This is a genomic window from Thermomonospora curvata DSM 43183, assembly GCF_000024385.1.
Taxonomy (GTDB): Bacteria; Actinomycetota; Actinomycetes; order Streptosporangiales; family Streptosporangiaceae; genus Thermomonospora; species Thermomonospora curvata.
The window spans coordinates 3,497,478-3,513,419 of the sequence record NC_013510.1; the positions used below are offsets into that span (position 1 = coordinate 3,497,478).

15 protein-coding genes are annotated in these 15,942 nt (G+C 72.8%); 6 read left to right on the forward strand and 9 right to left on the reverse strand.

Features of this window, described 5'->3' with window-relative positions; translation table 11 throughout:
* Positions 1-9: 9 nt before the first annotated feature.
* The 5 genes from carB to pyrR form a co-directional block, all read right to left on the reverse strand.
* Positions 10-3,333: a carbamoyl-phosphate synthase large subunit gene (carB, locus tag TCUR_RS14855; RefSeq protein ID WP_012853338.1), complete on the reverse strand. Its 3,324-nt coding sequence runs from the start codon at positions 3,331-3,333 to the stop codon at positions 10-12.
* Between the two features lie 97 nt (positions 3,334-3,430).
* Positions 3,431-4,564, reverse strand: coding sequence for a glutamine-hydrolyzing carbamoyl-phosphate synthase small subunit (carA, locus tag TCUR_RS14860; protein ID WP_012853339.1), 1,134 nt, complete (start codon positions 4,562-4,564; stop codon positions 3,431-3,433).
* Complete coding sequence (locus TCUR_RS14865; protein ID WP_012853340.1) at positions 4,561-5,850, reverse strand: dihydroorotase; 1,290 nt, start codon at positions 5,848-5,850, stop codon at positions 4,561-4,563. The genes carA and TCUR_RS14865 overlap by 4 nt, the downstream gene beginning before the upstream one ends.
* The gene (locus tag TCUR_RS14870) at positions 5,847-6,788 is read right to left on the reverse strand and encodes an aspartate carbamoyltransferase catalytic subunit (protein ID WP_012853341.1); all 942 of its coding nucleotides are present in this window, start codon (positions 6,786-6,788) and stop codon (positions 5,847-5,849) included. The genes TCUR_RS14865 and TCUR_RS14870 overlap by 4 nt, the downstream gene beginning before the upstream one ends.
* A complete protein-coding gene (gene pyrR, locus TCUR_RS14875; protein ID WP_012853342.1) occupies positions 6,785-7,471 on the reverse strand; it encodes a bifunctional pyr operon transcriptional regulator/uracil phosphoribosyltransferase PyrR in 687 nt (228 codons plus the stop codon). Before pyrR ends, TCUR_RS14870 begins: the two co-directional genes overlap by 4 nt.
* 398 nt (positions 7,472-7,869) lie before the next feature.
* Here pyrR and bldD point away from each other — a divergent pair, with 398 nt between their 5' ends.
* Positions 7,870-8,364, forward strand: a complete 495-nt coding sequence (gene bldD / locus TCUR_RS14880; RefSeq protein WP_012853343.1) for a transcriptional regulator BldD — start codon at positions 7,870-7,872, stop codon at positions 8,362-8,364.
* A gap of 163 nt (positions 8,365-8,527) precedes the next feature.
* Here bldD and TCUR_RS14885 read toward each other — a convergent pair whose 3' ends face one another.
* The 3 genes from TCUR_RS14885 to TCUR_RS14895 all read right to left on the reverse strand — a co-directional run bounded on the left by TCUR_RS14885 (position 8,528) and on the right by TCUR_RS14895 (position 11,669).
* Positions 8,528-9,952 (reverse strand): MFS transporter, encoded by a 1,425-nt coding sequence (locus TCUR_RS14885; RefSeq protein WP_012853344.1) that lies wholly within the window; start codon positions 9,950-9,952, stop codon positions 8,528-8,530.
* 222 nt (positions 9,953-10,174) lie between these two features.
* Positions 10,175-10,672: an SAV_6107 family HEPN domain-containing protein gene (locus TCUR_RS14890; protein WP_012853345.1), complete on the reverse strand. Its 498-nt coding sequence runs from the start codon at positions 10,670-10,672 to the stop codon at positions 10,175-10,177.
* A gap of 283 nt (positions 10,673-10,955) precedes the next feature.
* Positions 10,956-11,669: a L,D-transpeptidase family protein gene (locus tag TCUR_RS14895; RefSeq protein WP_148233029.1), complete on the reverse strand. Its 714-nt coding sequence runs from the start codon at positions 11,667-11,669 to the stop codon at positions 10,956-10,958.
* 107 nt (positions 11,670-11,776) lie between these two features.
* Between TCUR_RS14895 and TCUR_RS14900 the strand changes: the two genes are divergently transcribed.
* From TCUR_RS14900 to TCUR_RS14920, 5 genes are all read left to right on the forward strand, one after another.
* Positions 11,777-12,244, forward strand: a complete 468-nt coding sequence (locus TCUR_RS14900; protein WP_012853347.1) for a YbaK/EbsC family protein — start codon at positions 11,777-11,779, stop codon at positions 12,242-12,244.
* Between the two features lie 54 nt (positions 12,245-12,298).
* Positions 12,299-12,652 carry an ArsC/Spx/MgsR family protein gene (locus TCUR_RS14905; protein ID WP_012853348.1) on the forward strand — a complete coding sequence of 118 codons (354 nt, stop codon included), beginning with the start codon at positions 12,299-12,301 and terminating at the stop codon, positions 12,650-12,652.
* Positions 12,653-12,793: 141 nt separating this feature from the next.
* Positions 12,794-13,612 carry a hypothetical protein gene (locus TCUR_RS14910; RefSeq protein ID WP_012853349.1) on the forward strand — a complete coding sequence of 273 codons (819 nt, stop codon included), beginning with the start codon at positions 12,794-12,796 and terminating at the stop codon, positions 13,610-13,612.
* Positions 13,613-13,670: 58 nt separating this feature from the next.
* Complete coding sequence (locus tag TCUR_RS14915; protein ID WP_012853350.1) at positions 13,671-14,000, forward strand: hypothetical protein; 330 nt, start codon at positions 13,671-13,673, stop codon at positions 13,998-14,000.
* A gap of 9 nt (positions 14,001-14,009) precedes the next feature.
* Complete coding sequence (locus TCUR_RS14920; protein ID WP_245536863.1) at positions 14,010-14,612, forward strand: GNAT family N-acetyltransferase; 603 nt, start codon at positions 14,010-14,012, stop codon at positions 14,610-14,612.
* An 88-nt stretch (positions 14,613-14,700) separates the two neighbouring features.
* On the opposite strand, the gene metF is transcribed toward TCUR_RS14920, so the two are convergent.
* A complete protein-coding gene (gene metF / locus TCUR_RS14925; protein ID WP_041439806.1) occupies positions 14,701-15,636 on the reverse strand; it encodes a methylenetetrahydrofolate reductase [NAD(P)H] in 936 nt (311 codons plus the stop codon).
* Between the last annotated feature and the right edge of the window lie 306 nt (positions 15,637-15,942).

Sequence of the window (15,942 nt, forward strand, 5' to 3'; positions counted from 1 at the left end):
GGCGGGCCGTCACCGGCGGGCGGCCCGCAGGCGTTCGGCGTGTTCCTGCAGCGAGCGGACGCCCAGGTCGCCGCGGACGATGGCCTCGATGCCCTGCACCGCGGCGGCCAGTCCGGCCGTGGTGGTCACGCACGGGATGCCCCGCAGCACCGCGGCGGTGCGGATCTCATAGCCGTCCAGTCGCGGCCCCGATTGGCCGGGGCTGCCGAAGGGAGTATTGACGATGAGGTCCACCTCCCCGTCGAGGACGCGCCGGACGATGGTGGGCTCGCCGTCGGGACCGGGCCCTTCGCTGTGCTTTCGCACGATCTTGGCATGCACGCCGTTGCGGCGCAGCACCTCGGCGGTGCCCTCGGTGGCCAGGATCTCAAAGCCCAGGTCGGCCAGGCGCTTGACGGGGAAGACCATCGAGCGCTTGTCCCGGTTGGCCACCGACACGAACGCCCGTCCCTTGGTCGGCAGCGCCCCGTAGGCGGCCTGCTGGGACTTGGCGAAGGCGGTGCCGAAGGTCTCGTCGATGCCCATGACCTCGCCGGTGGAGCGCATCTCCGGGCCGAGCACGATGTCCACGCCCTGGCCCTGGGCGTTGCGGAACCGGTCGAAGGGCAGCACCGCCTCCTTGACCGCGATGGGGGCGTCCAGCGGCAGCGTGCCGCCGTCGCCCTCGCGCGGCAGCAGCCCCTCGGCGCGCAGCTCGGCGATGGTGGCGCCCATCATCACCCGGGCGGCGGCCTTGGCGAGGGGGACCGCGGTGGCCTTGGAGACGAACGGGACGGTGCGGGAGGCGCGCGGGTTGGCCTCCAGCACGTACAGCACCCCCGCCGACAGGGCGTACTGGACGTTGATCAGGCCGCGCACCCCGATGCCGCGGGCCAGCGCCTCGGTGGAGGTGCGGATCCGCTCGATGTCCTCGCGGCCCAGCGTGATGGGGGGCAGGGCGCAGGCCGAGTCGCCGGAGTGGATCCCGGCCTCCTCGATGTGCTCCATGATCCCGCCCAGGTACAGCTCCTCGCCGTCGAAGAGGGCATCGACGTCGATCTCGACCGCCTCATCGAGGAACCGGTCCACCAGCACCGGGTGCTCGGGGCTGACCTCGGTGGCCTTGGCCATGTAGGACTGCAGCGTGGCGTCGTCGTAGACGATCTCCATGCCGCGTCCGCCCAGCACGTAGGAGGGGCGCACCAGCACCGGGTAGCCGATCTCGGCGGCGATCTTGCGGGCCTCCTCGAACGAGGTGGCGGTGCCGTGCTTGGGAGCCGGCAGCCCGGCCCGCTCCAGCACCCGGCCGAAGGCGCCGCGGTCCTCGGCCAGGTGGATGCTCTCCGGCGAGGTGCCCACGATCGGCACGCCGGCGTCCTTGAGCTTTTGGGCCAGCCCCAGCGGGGTCTGCCCGCCCAGCTGGACGATCACCCCGGCGACCGGGCCGGTCTGCTGCTCGGCGTGCACCACCTCCAGCACGTCCTCCAAGGTGAGCGGCTCGAAGTACAGCCGGTCGGAGGTGTCGTAGTCGGTGGAGACCGTCTCGGGGTTGCAGTTGACCATGACGGTCTCGTAACCGGCCTCCGAGAGGGTGAAGGAAGCGTGCACGCAGGAGTAGTCGAACTCCACGCCCTGGCCGATGCGGTTGGGGCCGCTGCCGAGGATGATGACCTTGGGCTTGTCCCCGGTGGGGACCTCGGTCTCCTCGTCGTAGGTGGAGTACAGGTAGGGGGTGCGGGCGGCGAACTCCGCGGCGCAGGTGTCCACGGTGTGGTAGACCGGCCGCACGCCCAGCGCCCGCCGCAGCTCCCGGACCACCTCCTCCGGCAGGCCCCGCAACTGCCCGATCTGGGCGTCGGAGAAGCCGTAGCGCTTGGCGGTCAGCAGCTTGTCGCGGGTCAGCGCGTCCTCGGCGGTGCGGATCTGGTCGGCGACCTCGTTGATGGCGGCGATCTGCTCCAGGAACCACGGGTCGATGCCGGTGGCCCGGTGGACCTGCTCGACGGTGGCGCCGGCCCACAGCGCCCGCTGCACATCGCGCAGCCGGCCCTCGTGCGGCCGGCCGGCGCTGCGCAGCAGCTCCTGCGGGTCGCCGGGCTCGCCGTCCCAGGAGAAGGACGAGCCCTTCTGCTCCAGCGACCGCAGCGCCTTTTGCAGCGCCTCGGGGAAGGACCGGCCGATCGCCATGGCCTCGCCCACCGACTTCATGTGGGTGGTCAGCGTGGCGTCGGCGCCGGGGAACTTCTCGAAGGCGAAGCGGGGCACCTTGACCACGACGTAGTCGAGGGTGGGCTCGAAGCTGGCCGGGGTCTCGCGGGTGATGTCGTTGGGGATCTCATCGAGGGTGTAGCCGATGGCCAGCTTGGCGGCGATCTTGGCGATCGGGAAGCCGGTGGCCTTGGAGGCCAGCGCCGAGGAGCGGGAGACCCGCGGGTTCATCTCGATGACGATCATCCGCCCGGTCTCGGGGTGCACCGCGAACTGGATGTTGCAGCCGCCGGTGTCCACCCCGACCTCGCGGATCACCGCGATCGCCACGTCCCGCATGTTCTGGTACTCGCGGTCGGTCAGCGTCATCGCCGGGGCGACGGTGATGGAGTCGCCGGTGTGCACGCCCATCGGGTCCAGGTTCTCGATGGAGCACACGATGACGACGTTGTCGGCCCGGTCGCGCATCACCTCCAGCTCGTACTCCTTCCAGCCGAGGATGGACTCCTCCAGGAGCACCTCGCTGGTGGGGCTGGCGGCCAGCCCGGCGCCGGCGATGCGGCGCAGGTCCGCTTCGCTGTAGGCCATGCCCGAGCCGGTGCCGCCGAGGGTGAAGGAGGGCCGCACCACCAGCGGGTAGCCCAGTTCGGCGGCGGCGGCCAGGCACTCGTCCATGCTGTGGCAGATCACCGAGCGGGCCGACTCGGCGTTCAGGCCGTACTTGGCGGCGACCGCGGCGACGACCTCCTTGAAGCGCTCGCGGTTCTCCCCGGCCTGGATGGCCTCGATGTCGGCGCCGATCAGCTCCACCCCGTAGCGCTCCAGCACCCCCGACTCGTGCAGCGCGATCGCGGTGTTGAGGGCGGTCTGGCCGCCCAGGGTGGGCAGCAGCGCGTCCGGCCGCTCCTTGGCGATGATCTTCTCGACCACGTCCGGGGTGATCGGCTCGACATAGGTGGCGTCGGCGAACTCCGGGTCGGTCATGATCGTCGCCGGGTTGCTGTTGACCAGGACGACGCGCAGCCCCTCGGACTTGAGCACCCGGCACGCCTGGGTTCCGGAGTAGTCGAATTCACATGCCTGGCCGATGACGATCGGCCCGGAGCCGATCACCAGGACCGACTTGAGATCTTGGCGGCGAGGCATTACCGGGCGCCCTCCATGGCTTCACAGAACTGGTCGAGAAGACCGGCGGAATCACACGGGCCGACGACAGCCCCAGGACGGAAGAAATCGGGACACATTACGCACGCGCCTTCCCGTTCGCGGCCTTCCCATCCATCAGCTCGCAGAACCGGTCGAACAGCGAAGTGGAATCGTGCGGGCCGGCCGCGGCCTCCGGGTGGTACTGGACGCTGAAGGCCGGGTAGTCCAGCAGCCGCAGGCCCTCCACGCAGCCGTCGTTGAGGTTGACGTGGCTGACCTCGGCGCGGCCGAAGGGCGTGTCGAACGGGCCGTCCAGCGGGGCGTCCACGGCGAACCCGTGGTTGTGGGCGGAGATCTCCACCCGCCCGGTGCGGCGGTCCCGCACCGGCTGGTTGATGCCGCGGTGGCCGAACCGCAGCTTGTAGGTGCCCAGCCCCAGCGCCCGGCCGAAGATCTGGTTGCCCAGGCAGATGCCGAAGAACGGCTTGCCGGCCTGCAGCACCCCGCGCAGCGTCTCGACCGCGTACCCGGTGGCGGCCGGGTCGCCCGGCCCGTTGCTGAAGAACACCCCGTCGGGGTCCAGCGCCAGGATGTCCTCGGCGGTGGAGGTGGCCGGCAGCACGTGCACCTGGCAGCCGCGCTCGGCCATGTAGCGCGGGATCATCGCCTTGATCCCCAAGTCCACGGCGGCCACGGTGTAGCGCTTGGGGCCGACCGGCGGGACCACATACGGCTCGGGGGTGGTGACGGTGCGGGCCAGGTCGGCGCCCTCCATCGACGGGCTGGCCAGCACCCGCTCCAGCAGCGCCTGCGGGTCGGTCTCCACGCTGGAGATCCCGCCGCGCATGGCGCCCTTGTCGCGCAGGTGGCGGGTGAGGGCGCGAGTGCCGGGCATGGCGATGCCGACGATCCCCTGGGCCCTGAGCTCCTCCTCCAGGGTGCGGCGGGCCCGCCAGCTGGAGGCGATGGGGGACGGCTCGCGCACCACGTACCCGGCCACCTGGATGCGCCCGGACTCGGGGTCCTCGTCGTTGACGCCGGTGTTGCCGATGTGCGGAGCGGTCATCGCCACGATCTGCCCGGCATACGACGGGTCGGTGAGGGTCTCCTGGTAGCCGGTCATGCCGGTGTTGAAGACCATCTCCCCGAACGTCTCGCCCTCGGCGCCGAAGGCGACCCCATGGAACACCCGGCCGTCTTCGAGCACGAGCATCGCGGCGGGTCGGGTCATTGCAGCTTTCCTTCCCAGACGGTGGGCCGGCCGCGCAGGAACGTCGCCACCACCCGGCCCGGCAGCTCCAGGCCGGCGAAGGGGCTGTTGCGGCTCTTGGAGGCGAAGGTCGCCGGGTCGACGACGGTGCGCGGGGACGGGTCGTAGAGCACCACGTTGGCGGGGGAGCCGGCCTCCAGCGGCCGGCCCTGCCCCTCCAGGCGGCCGATGCGGGCCGGGCGGAAGGACATGCGGTCGGCCACGCCGGCCCAGTCCAGCAGCCCGGTCTCCACCATGGCGAGCTGGATGACCGGCAGCGCCGTCTCCAGCCCGATCATGCCCATGGCGGCGGCGGCCCACTCGGTCTCCTTGTCCTCGACCGGGTGGGGGGCGTGGTCGGTGGCGACCGCGTCGATGGTGCCGTCGGCCAGCCCCTGGCGCAGCGCGGCCACGTCCTCGGCGGTGCGCAGCGGCGGGTTGACCTTGTAGATGGGGTCGTAGCCGCGCACCAGGGTGTCGTCCAGCAGCAGGTGGTGGGGGGTGACCTCGGCGGTCACCTGCCAGCCCTTGCTCTTGGCCCAGCGGATGATCTCCACCGAGCCGGCGGTGGAGACGTGGCAGACGTGCAGCCGGGAGCCCACGTGCGCGGCCAGCAGGCAGTCGCGGGCGATGATGGCCTCCTCGGCCACCGCGGGCCAGCCGGGCAGTCCCAGCTCCGCGGAGACCTCGCCCTCGTTCATCTGGGCGCCCTCGGTGAGGCGGGGCTCTTGGGCGTGCTGGGCGATGACGCCGTCGAAGGCCTTGACGTACTCCAGGGCCCGCCGCATGATCACCGCGTCCGACACGCAGTGCCCGTCGTCGGAGAACACCCGCACCCGCGCGGCCGAGTCGGCCATCGCGCCCAGCTCGGCCAGGTGCTTGCCGGCGATGCCCTGGGTGACCGCCCCGACCGGGTGCACATCGCAGTACCCGGCCTCCCGGCCCAGCCGCCACACCTGCTCCACCACGCCGGCGGTGTCGGCGACCGGGTGGGTGTTGGCCATGGCGTGCACCGCGGTGTAGCCGCCCTTGGCGGCGGCGCGGGTGCCGGTCTCCACGGTCTCGGCGTCCTCGCGGCCGGGCTCGCGCAGGTGGGTGTGCAGGTCGACCAGGCCGGGCAGGGCGATCAGCCCGGCGGCGTCGAGCACCTGGGCGCCGGCGGCGTCCAGGCCGCGGCCGACCTCGGCGATCACCCCGTCCCGCAGCAGCAGGTCGGCGGGTTCCCCGCCGAGCAGGCGCGCGCCTTTGATGAGGAAGCTGTGGCTCACTCGGACACCTCCTTGCCGATGGCCGGCTCCGAGCCGCCCAGCAGCAGGTAGAGCACGGCCATGCGGGCGCTGACGCCGTTGGTGACCTGCTCGGTCACGGTGGAGCGGGGCGAGTCGGCCACCTCGGCGGCGATCTCCACGCCGCGGTTCATCGGGCCGGGGTGCATGACGATGGCGTGCTCGGGCAGCTTGGCGACGCGCTCGGCGTCCAGCCCGTAGCGGCGGCTGTATTCGCGGACGGTCGGGAAGTAGGCGGCGTTCATGCGCTCGCGCTGCACCCGCAGCATCATCACCACGTCGCTCTTGGGCAGCTCGGCGTCCAGATCGTAGGAGACCGAGCAGGGCCAGGAGTCCACCGCGACCGGCAGCAGCGTCGGCGGGGCGACCAGGGTGACCTCGGCGCCGAGGGTGTTCAGCAGCAGCACGTTGGAGCGGGCCACCCGGCTGTGCAGCACGTCCCCGACGATGGTGACCCGCCGGCCGTCCAGGTCGCCCAGGCGGCGGCGCATGGTGAAGGCGTCCAGCAGCGCCTGGGTGGGGTGCTCGTGGGTGCCGTCGCCGGCGTTGATGACGCTGCCGCGCACCCAGGTGGCCAGGCGGTGGGGGGCGCCGGCGGCGCTGTGCCGGATGACCACCGCGTCGGCGCCCATGGCCTCCAGGGTCAGCGCGGTGTCCTTGAGGCTTTCGCCCTTGGAGACGCTGGAGCCCTTGGCGGAGAAGTTGATCACGTCGGCCGACAGGCGCTTGGCGGCGGCCTCGAAGGAGATGCGGGTGCGGGTGGAGTCCTCAAAGAACAGGTTGACCACCGTGCGGCCGCGCAGGGTCGGCAGTTTCTTGATCGAGCGGTCGGCGATCTGGGCGAGTTCCTCTGCGGTGTCCAGCACCAGCAGCGCGTCGTCCCGGCTCAGATCGGCCGCGGAGATGAGGTGACGCTTCACTTTGCGGACTTCCTGTCGGGCGAACCTGCTGCATCGTCGGGGCGCCGGGCCGGCGGGCGGCGGGCCGGCGACGGCGATCCGTCGCGGGCGCCGTCGGCCGGTCCGATCAGCACCGCGTCCCGGCCGTCGTTCTCGGTCAGCAGCACCCGGACGGTCTCGCGCATCGAGGTGGGCAGGTTCTTGCCCACATAGTCGGCGCGGATGGGCAGCTCGCGGTGGCCCCGGTCCACCAGCGTCGCCAGCTGCACGGCGCGCGGCCGGCCCAGATCGCTGAGGGCGTCCAGCGCGGCGCGGACGGTGCGGCCGGAAAACAGCACATCGTCCACCAGCACCACGATGCGGTCGTCGATGCCCTCGGCCGGCAGGTCGGTCCTGCCGAGCGCCCGGGCCGGACGCATCCGCAGGTCGTCGCGGTACATGGTGACGTCGAGCGAGCCGTGCGGGAAGGGCTTGCCCTCGACCTCCTGCAGCCGGGCGGCCAGCCGGCGGGCGAGCGTCACCCCGCGGGTCGGGATGCCCAGCAGGACGACGTCGTCGCCGCCTTTGGTGCGTTCGAGGATCTCGTAGGCGATACGGGTGAGCGCGCGGCGGATCTCGGGGGCCTCGAGAACGGCCTTGTGTCGCAAATCACGTTCCGCATCGCGCGCCTCGGCCGGCTCCGCCGGCCTGGAGGCAGCGTTCACCGCCTCAACCTCCTTTCCCGCCTCACGGGACGGGGCTTAAAGGACGTCTTGCCGCCCTCACCGTAGCAGCCCGCTTCGGCCGGTCTGCTCCCAGGCCGGGACGTCTTGCCAGGTGAGAGAGGTCACTTCGGGCGGGGTGCGGCGGGGGGCCGCCGCGGTGAGCCGGGCGGGCGGGGCATGCCGGGGCCGGGGCCCGTCCCCGCGATTCGACCGCTTTTTTCCAATCGGCTTGACCTGGGGCCCTCCCCGTTTTACCGTCACTGTCCGTAACCATCCCTGGAGACGGGTCCGGGGCGTTCGGTCCCGGTCCCAGCTCCCTCCGGGGGCGAGTGCGAGACCGCCGCTCCCCGGTACCGAGCTGATTTTGACGACGAAAGTGAGCCTGGGGGGCCGCAACGATGCCGTCTGAATACGCTAAGGCTCTTGGCGCGCGTCTGCGCGCGATCCGTACTCAGCAGGGCCTGTCCCTGCACGGCGTGGAAGAAAAGTCCCGCGGCCGCTGGAAGGCCGTCGTGGTGGGTTCCTATGAGCGCGGCGACCGCGCCGTCACCGTCCAGAAGCTGGCCGAGCTCGCCGACTTCTACGGCGTGCCGGTCTCGGAGCTGCTGCCGGGCGGGGCCTCGCCCAGCCCGCTGGGGCCGACGCCCAAGCTGGTGATCGACCTGGAGCGGCTCCAGCAGCTTCCCAAGGACAAGGCCGGCCCCCTGGCTCGTTACGCCGCCACGATCCAAAGCCAGCGCGGCGACTACAACGGCAAGGTCTTGTCGATCCGCCAGGAGGACCTGCGCTCCCTGGCGGTGATCTACGACAAGTCCCCCGCCGACCTGACCGAGGAGCTCATCAGCTGGGGCGTCCTCGACCCGGAGGCCCGCCGCGCCGTCGAGGCCTTCTGATTCCCGCCGTACCCGCCGCATCGCAGGCCGCTTGAGCGGTCTGCGATGCGGCGGTTCGTCTTTTCACGGGAGAGCCGCCCTGGACTCCTCCGAGCGGGAGGTGCCGCCTCCCGGAGGGTTGAGCGCCGGAACCGCCCGGGCGGGAAAGGGCGGCGCATGGCGCTCAATGCGGGCCCGTCCGCCGGGCGGCCGGACCGGCGCGTCTTCCGGGCGCGAGCAGGGCGAACACCATCGCGGCCGCCATCGTGGCGGCGGCCGCCAGGAACCCGGCGACGAAACCGCCCTCGGTCGGCGTGCCGCCGGCCGTCGCCGAGGCGGTGATGATGGCGGCGCTGGCCTGGGTCCCCAGCGACGCCCCCACCGTGCGGATCAGCGTGTTCACCCCGGTGGCCACCCCCGTCTGCCCGGCCGGGACGGCGGCGACCACCAGATTGGCGACCGCCGCATACGCCAGGCCGAGGCCGATCCCGCGGACGGTGCTCGCGGCGTACAGCTGCCACATCTCCTCGTGCGCGAACGCCACGTACCCGTATCCGGCCAGCGCCATCGACGCCCCGGCCAGCAGCACCGTGCGGGAGCCGATCCGCACATCCAGCGCCCCGGCGGCGAATCCCGCCACCGTCATCCCCACGCTGGCGGGCAGCTGCAGCAGCGCCGCCTGCGTGGCCGAACCGCCGAACCCGAAGCCGCCGCCGGCGGGCGCCTGCACCAGCAGGGGGAACAGCACTCCCCCGGCCATCAGCGCATAGCCGGCCAGGACCGAGGCGACGTTGGCCGTCCACACCCCGCGGATGCGCATCACCCGCAGGTCCACCAGCGGCTCGGCCACCTTGGACTCCACCGCCAGCCAGCAGGCGGCCAGCAGCGCGGCCGCCGCCAGCAGGGCCAGCAGCAGCGGATCGGTCCAGCCCCGGGCCGGGGCCTGGGTGAGCGCGGTGAGCCCGCCGACCATCCAGGCGGCAAAGAGCACCGCGCCCCACCAGTCGATCCGCGCCCCCGTCCGCCCGGTCGACCTTGGAACGATCCACCATGCCGCCGCCATCCCCGGCACCAGTCCGGCCACCGGCACCCACAGCAGCCACCGCCAGCCGAACCAGTCGATGACCGGCCCGGCGATCACCCAGGACACCGCGCCGCCCAGGCCCAGCATCGACGACATCAGCCCCACCGCCGAGGCCGTCCGGTGCGGCGGGCTCACCTCCCGGATGATCGTGTACGCCAGGGGGAACACCCCGCCGCCCGCTCCCGCCAGCACCCGGCCGGCCAGCAGCAGCGGCAGCGAACGCGCCAACGCGGCGACCACCATCCCGACCACGGTCACCGCCAGCACCGCCAGCAGCACCCGCCGCGGCCCGAACAGGTCCCCCAGCCGCCCGATCACCGGCGTCCCCACCGCCGCCGACAGCGTCATCGCCGTCAGCGCCCACGCCGCCCCTCCGGCGGAGGTCTGCAGATCCCGCTGGATCAGCGGCAATGCGGGGGTCACCACCGCCATCGACAGCGAGTACGCCATCACGCCCAAAAAGGCCAGCAACGGCACGACCCGCCGGTCGCCCCGCCCGCCCGGGCCCCGTCCACCCACTCCCATGCCGAGGCCACGTTACCCACTGGCCTCGGCAAAGCCCTCCTTCACCCCCCTTACCTCCCGAAACACCGCACAGCCAGCAAGGCGGGCCGCGGGGAGGGCGTGTCGGCGGGGCCGCTCAGGGGCCCGCGGCCCCGCCGACACGGGGGGCTCCGGCATCGCCCGAGGGGAGGGGGAGGCGATGCCGGCCCGGGGAGGCCGGAGGCGCTCCCCGGAGTGCCGTGATCAGCCGGCCCTGGTCTGCGGGAGGGGGAGGGCGGTCTGGCCGGGGACGCCGAGGGTGTCCTCCACCAGGGAGACGAAGACCTCCGCGTCGCTCAGCAGCTCCTCGGCCTCGCGGGGGGTGACGGCGCGGGGCAGGCCGGCCTCGGCGGCGGCGCGCTTGTCGGCGCCGGCGGCGAAGAAGGCGGCCCACTCCCGCAGCGCGGGCTCGGCCTCCGGCAGCAGCACCCAGACACTGCGGGGCCGGCCCCGGCGGGGCTTGTCCGGCGGCCGGCGGGCGGCCAGCACGGCCGCGGCGGCGCGCAGGGCGGCCAGGTGGGCCGACACGTAGCGGACGGCCGGCGAGGTGGCCTCGGCCGCCTCGGCCAGGCACATGCGGGCCGCCTCCAGCTGGCCGCGCACGGTGTGACCGGACCGCGGCGACGGGACGCTGCGGGGGCGCGGGCTCGCCGGGCGGGCGGCGGGGTCCGCCCCGCCCCCGGCGGCTGTCGATCCGGACATGCGCCTGCCTCCTTCCGGCTCCGGGCCGGCCGGGCGGAGAGCTTCCCCTCACTCCGCCCGGCCGTCACGCCCCGCCGCTGGAGCGGCGGGGCGTGCCCTTGGCGCGGGCCGCGAGCCCCGCGCCACATCGAACACAAGTTCGATGCACTCTCAGTAAACCGCCCGCATCACAGTTCGTCAATACGTTCGAACACCGACTTTCACCAGGTCATCCATAGAGGACGCCCCGGCTCGCCCGTGGCGGGACCCAGTACACCAGCCGGGTCTGACAAAACCGGACAACTCACTCGGGACGGCGCACGTGCACCGGGACGTTGGTGCCGACGAGCTTGGGAAACTCCTCGGCGACGTTCATCGGCAGCCGCACGCACCCGTGCGACGCCGGATAGCGGGGGACGCTCAGCGACCCGTGGAAGGCGATGCCCCCGTAGAAGTAGACCGGGTTGTACAGCCGTCCCAGCGGCGAGGTCTCCCAGCCGGAGACGCGCCGGCCCGTGCGGAAGTCCCCGGTGGGGGTCAGCACGTGCTCCCCCGACCCCGAGGAGATGTGAGAGATCAGCACGGGCCGCCCGGCCTTGTAGACCACCAGGTACTGGCGGCGCAGATCGACATCCACCCGCTCGGGCTCGCGCCGCTTGGACACCGGCCGCGGCGCCTTGGGGTTCTCCAGGGCCGCCCACATCCGCTCGCCGACCGTATCGCTCACCTTGATGCGGTTGACCTTCTGGAACGCCCACACCGCCATCTGCGTGAGGTTGCCGTAGCGGCCGTCGATGGGCCCGGGGGCGTACCCCAGTTCCTTGAGCCGCCGTTGCAGCGCCTTGACGTGCTCGCCCCGGGCGCCCGGCTTGAGCGTGGGAGGGGGCGTGGGCGTGGGGTCGGGCGTGGCGGGGGTGACCGTCGCCACGGCCGGGCGGGGCCGGCTCACCGCCGTGGTGCCCGCCTGCGTGCAGCCGGACAGCGCCAAGGCACCGCCCGCCAGAAGGAATCCCGCCATCTGCGCCCGTGTCCCCATCCGCGACCTCCCACCGCAAGGATTCCCTTCGCGACGGGTGTTCCATTCGCCGGTCCGAGGGCGTGAACGCAGACTTTAAGGTGCTGGGCATGCATCCCAACGTCGAACGTGTGGCCGCGGCCCTCAAGGAGCTGGGCGCCAAGGGTCAGATCGTGGAGCTGCCGGAGGCGGTCCGCACCGCCGAGGCCGCCGCCGAAAAGCTCGGCTGCCCGGTGGGCGCCATCGCCAACAGCCTGGTCTTCGCCGCCGACGACGCCCCCCTGCTGATCTTGACCAGCGGCGCGCACCGGGTGGACACCGCCAAGGCCGCCGCCCTGGTCGGGGCGCGGAAGGTGCGGCGGGCCTCCCCCGAGTTCGTCCGTCAGGCCACCGGCCAGCCGATCGGCGGGGTGGCGCCGGTCGGGCATCCGGCGCCGATCCGGACGCTGGTCGACACCTGGCTGCGCGAACACGAGGTGGTGTGGGCGGCCGGCGGTCACCCCAACACCGTCTTCCCCACCTCCTTCGAAGAGCTGGTGCGCATCACCGGCGGCACCCCGGCCGACATCGGCGCCTGAACGGCGGGGGCCGGGCGGGCCGCGGCGTCCGCCCGGCCCCGAGAGAATCCCGGCATGGAGATCTGGCACAACCCGCGCTGCTCCAAGAGCCGCGCCGCCAAGGCCGCCCTCGACGCGGCGGGCGTGACCTACACCGAACGCCGTTACCTGGACCGGCCGCCGACGGCGGACGAACTCGACCGGGTGCTCACCGCCATCGGCGCCGAGCCCTGGGAGGTGGCCCGGCTGAACGAGCCGGTGGCCAAGGAGCTGGGGCTGAAGGACCTGCCCCGCCAGCGGGCCCGCTGGATCGAGGTCATGGTCGCCCACCCGGTGCTGATCCAGCGGCCCATCATCATCACCGACGACGGCCGGGCGGTGGTGGCCCGTGACGAGGCCGCGGTGAAGCGGGCGCTGGAGGGCGCCTGAGGGCCGGTCCGTCCCGAAGCGCGGCGCATGCTTGGTCATCGCCACGTACCACTCGTAATCTGACGTATACGGTACGGCCCCTCCGCCGCACCGCTGGGGCCTGGTGAGAGCCCCGAACCGTCCGTCAGCATCGGAGCGGCCATGAGCGCGAGCATGCGCGGCGGTCCCGCCGCACGGGACCCGCAGTTCCGCGGGATCGACCCCGATGCGCTGGGGCACCTGCTCAAGCAGATGACCGCCGCCAACCGGGCGATCATCGGGTGGCTGGAGGCCCATCCCCCGCCGCCCGGGGTGCCCGTCTCAGGGCACCTGCGGGCGCAGGAGGTCAGCGTGTGGGTCGGCGAGCAGCTCGGCATGCTGCACCGGCGCTACAACTACGCCATCACCCACCCCGACCCGGCGGGCGGTCCCCGCCCCGTCCCTGCGGCCCCGTTCGCCCCGGGCGTGCCGCGAGCGGGCGGGGGCGGCGGGACGGCCGAGCCGCCGCGCAGGTCACCGACGCCCAGGGGCGCCGGTGACGACATCGGGCTCTTCCCCGACCGGCCGTCCGCCCAAAAGGCCGCCCGTGCCGACGCCCTGGCCATCGAACGGGCCATCAAGGGAGGCGGGCCGATTCCCCAGGAGGTCTGGCGGCGGCTGGAGCAGGCCGCCGACGATCCGGACTACACCGAGGAGCTGTATGACCGGCTCGGCCCGGCCGGGGTCGCCGAGCTGATCAAGCGGGCGGCCGGGGACGAGGAGCGGCTGCAGGCGCTCAGCCGGTCGCTGGGCACCGCCAGCTTCCACCTGCCCATGAACACCGCCTGGCTGAAGGCGCTGCTGGCCGAGGCGGACCGGCTCGGCGTCCGCGACATCGCCGTTCACGTGCTGTCGCAGGCCCACTTCAGCCCCCGCACCGACGCGGCCCTGGACCGGCTGGACCTGCTGGGCCCGCTGGCGCCGGTGCCGCAACAGCGGTAGCGCCCCGAGCAGTGAGGAGACCGACGGCCCGGCAGGGCCGACATCCCGGAAGGCCGATATGACGCCACCGCCGCCGCCGACCGTGCCACCGCCCATCGACCAGGCCACCGCGCGGCTGCTGCCGCCGGGCGAGGTGCCCAACCCCGAGTACGCCCGGCTCTATCACGCCTACCGGGACGCCTACGGCAGCATCGACCAGCTGCGGCGGGCGCTGGACCCGCCGCTGAAGACCCTCAACGGCACCGACGCCTGGCTGGGTCCCGAGGCCCGCAGCTGGGGCGAGCGGCTGGAGGAGAACCGGCGGATGCTGCAGCAGGCGGCCGAGCAGATCCTCAGGGACTTGCACGCCGCGCTGATCGCCACGCCCCGCACGATCCAACGGGTCTAGTCTGGCGGAGTGGACGACGCTGACCAGGCCGACCGACCCAGAGTGCGCGAGCTGGACGAGCGCGGCTTCCGGCGCCGCCTCGGCCCGATCCTGCAGGTGTACGCGGCGGCGATGAACCCGCCGCGGGACCAGCTGCCGGGCCGGTATTCGATCATGGAGCGGCACGCCACCTACCCGCGGTTCCGGGCGCTGGTGGCCGAGACGCGCCGCCCGTTCCTGCGCGGCGCGACGATCCTGGGGTTCGCCTACGGCTTCCACGGGGCGCCCGGCCAGTGGTGGCACGATGTGGTCCGCCAGGGGCTGACCGAGGCGGGAGGCCCGCAATTTGCCGCCGAGTGGCTGTCGGACGCCTTCGAGGTCGCCGAACTGCACGTGGACCCCGCCCACCAGGGGCGGGGGGTGGGCCGGACGCTGCTGACCAGGCTGTGCGCCGGCCGCAGTGAGCGGACCGTGGTGCTGTCCACGCTGGCCCGCGATCCGGAGACCCGGGCCCGCCGGCTCTACCGGTCGGTGGGGATGATCGACCTGCTGCCCGACTTCGAGTTCCCCGGGGGCGGTCCCCGCTACGCGGTGATGGGCGCCCGGCTGCCGCTGGCGGTCTCCCCGGAGTGATAAGACGGCAGCGGCGGCCGGGCCGGCGGGCTTTCCGCAGGGCGCTCCCTTCAGCGCGAGAAAGCCGGGACGCGCGACGCGGGGCGCGTCAGGCGGTGGCCGTGGCCGGTGCCGGGGCGGGCCGGTGGGCACCGGTGTCCAGCAGCCCGTAGACCTCGCGGGTCGCGGTGGACTTGTTGAAGGTGATGAAGTGGATGCCCGGCGCCCCCTGGTCCAGCAGCTCCTGGCACAGCTCGGCGGCGTGCTCGATGCCCAGCCGGCGCACCGCCTCCGGGTCGTCGGCGACCGCCTCGAAGCGGGCGGCCAGCTCCGGCGGGAACGGCGCGCCCGACAGCTGCTCGGAGCGTTCGATGGTGCTCAGCTGGGTGACCGGCATGATGCCCGGGATGATCGGGACGTGGCAGCCGTGCGCGGCGACCCGGTCGCGCAGCCGGAAGTAGTCCTCGGCGCGGAAGAACATCTGGGTGATGGCGTAGTCGGCGCCGGCCCGGCACTTGGCCACGAAGTGGCGGGTGTCGCTTTCGACGTCGGGCGAGCGCGGGTGCCGGTGGGGGAAGGCCGCCACGCCCACGCAGAAGTCGCCGGCCGAGCGGATCAGGCGCACCAGGTCGGCGGCGTACTCCACCCCTTGGGGGTGCTTGACCCACTCCCCCGTGGGGTCGCCCGGCGGGTCGCCGCGCAGCGCCAGGATGTTGCGCACCCCCACCGCGGCGAACCTGCCGATGAGGTGGCGCAGCTCGGCGACGGAGTGGTTGACCGCGGTGCAGTGCGCCACCGGGGTGAGGGTGGTCTCGGTGGCGATCCGCTCGACGATCTCGACGGTCTTGTCGCGGGTGCCGCCGCCGGCGCCGTAGGTGACCGACACGAACGTCGGCCGCAGCGCCTCCAGCTGCCGGATGGTGCGCCACAGGTTGCGCATGCCCGTCTCGGTCTTGGGCGGGAAGAACTCAAAGGAGAACGACTTGCCGCCGGCGGCGAGCAGCTCGCGGATGGTGGGCGGGCGGTCAGGCAACACAGGACGCATCCCTCCAGGCTAGTGCGATCTTCAGAACCTGTCTCGGGCCGCCCGCGGCCCCGCACGGCGGGGACGGGGCGGGCGGCCGGCGTTCTCACCGCAGCGGATCAGGAATGTACCCGTAGAAAAACCACATCGTGACCTGTCCGTAAGGTGTGAGGATCGTCGAATCGGCAGTTGCGGGAAATAACCCACTTTCCGCTATTGCGGATCGTTCCATCTTGACGTTCATAATGACCATGATCGACAGGTCGGGGCGGCACGGTCGTCAACTGGGGTGCTCGGCCCGACCTGAGTGAGAACACCCGTCTCCGG

What these genes read in the sequence shown, in the direction of transcription:
- carB (WP_012853338.1), bottom strand. Translation starts at nt 3,333, where the DNA reads ATGCCTCGCCGCCAAGATCTCAAGTCGGTCCTGGTGATCGGCTCCGGG.
- carA (WP_012853339.1), bottom strand. Translation starts at nt 4,564, where the DNA reads ATGACCCGACCCGCCGCGATGCTCGTGCTCGAAGACGGCCGGGTGTTC.
- bldD (WP_012853343.1), top strand. Translation starts at nt 7,870, where the DNA reads ATGCCGTCTGAATACGCTAAGGCTCTTGGCGCGCGTCTGCGCGCGATC.
- TCUR_RS14885 (WP_012853344.1), bottom strand. Translation starts at nt 9,952, where the DNA reads ATGGGAGTGGGTGGACGGGGCCCGGGCGGGCGGGGCGACCGGCGGGTC.
- TCUR_RS14890 (WP_012853345.1), bottom strand. Translation starts at nt 10,672, where the DNA reads ATGTCCGGATCGACAGCCGCCGGGGGCGGGGCGGACCCCGCCGCCCGC.
- TCUR_RS14895 (WP_148233029.1), bottom strand. Translation starts at nt 11,669, where the DNA reads ATGGCGGGATTCCTTCTGGCGGGCGGTGCCTTGGCGCTGTCCGGCTGC.
- TCUR_RS14900 (WP_012853347.1), top strand. Translation starts at nt 11,777, where the DNA reads ATGCATCCCAACGTCGAACGTGTGGCCGCGGCCCTCAAGGAGCTGGGC.
- TCUR_RS14905 (WP_012853348.1), top strand. Translation starts at nt 12,299, where the DNA reads ATGGAGATCTGGCACAACCCGCGCTGCTCCAAGAGCCGCGCCGCCAAG.
- TCUR_RS14910 (WP_012853349.1), top strand. Translation starts at nt 12,794, where the DNA reads ATGAGCGCGAGCATGCGCGGCGGTCCCGCCGCACGGGACCCGCAGTTC.
- TCUR_RS14915 (WP_012853350.1), top strand. Translation starts at nt 13,671, where the DNA reads ATGACGCCACCGCCGCCGCCGACCGTGCCACCGCCCATCGACCAGGCC.
- metF (WP_041439806.1), bottom strand. Translation starts at nt 15,636, where the DNA reads ATGCGTCCTGTGTTGCCTGACCGCCCGCCCACCATCCGCGAGCTGCTC.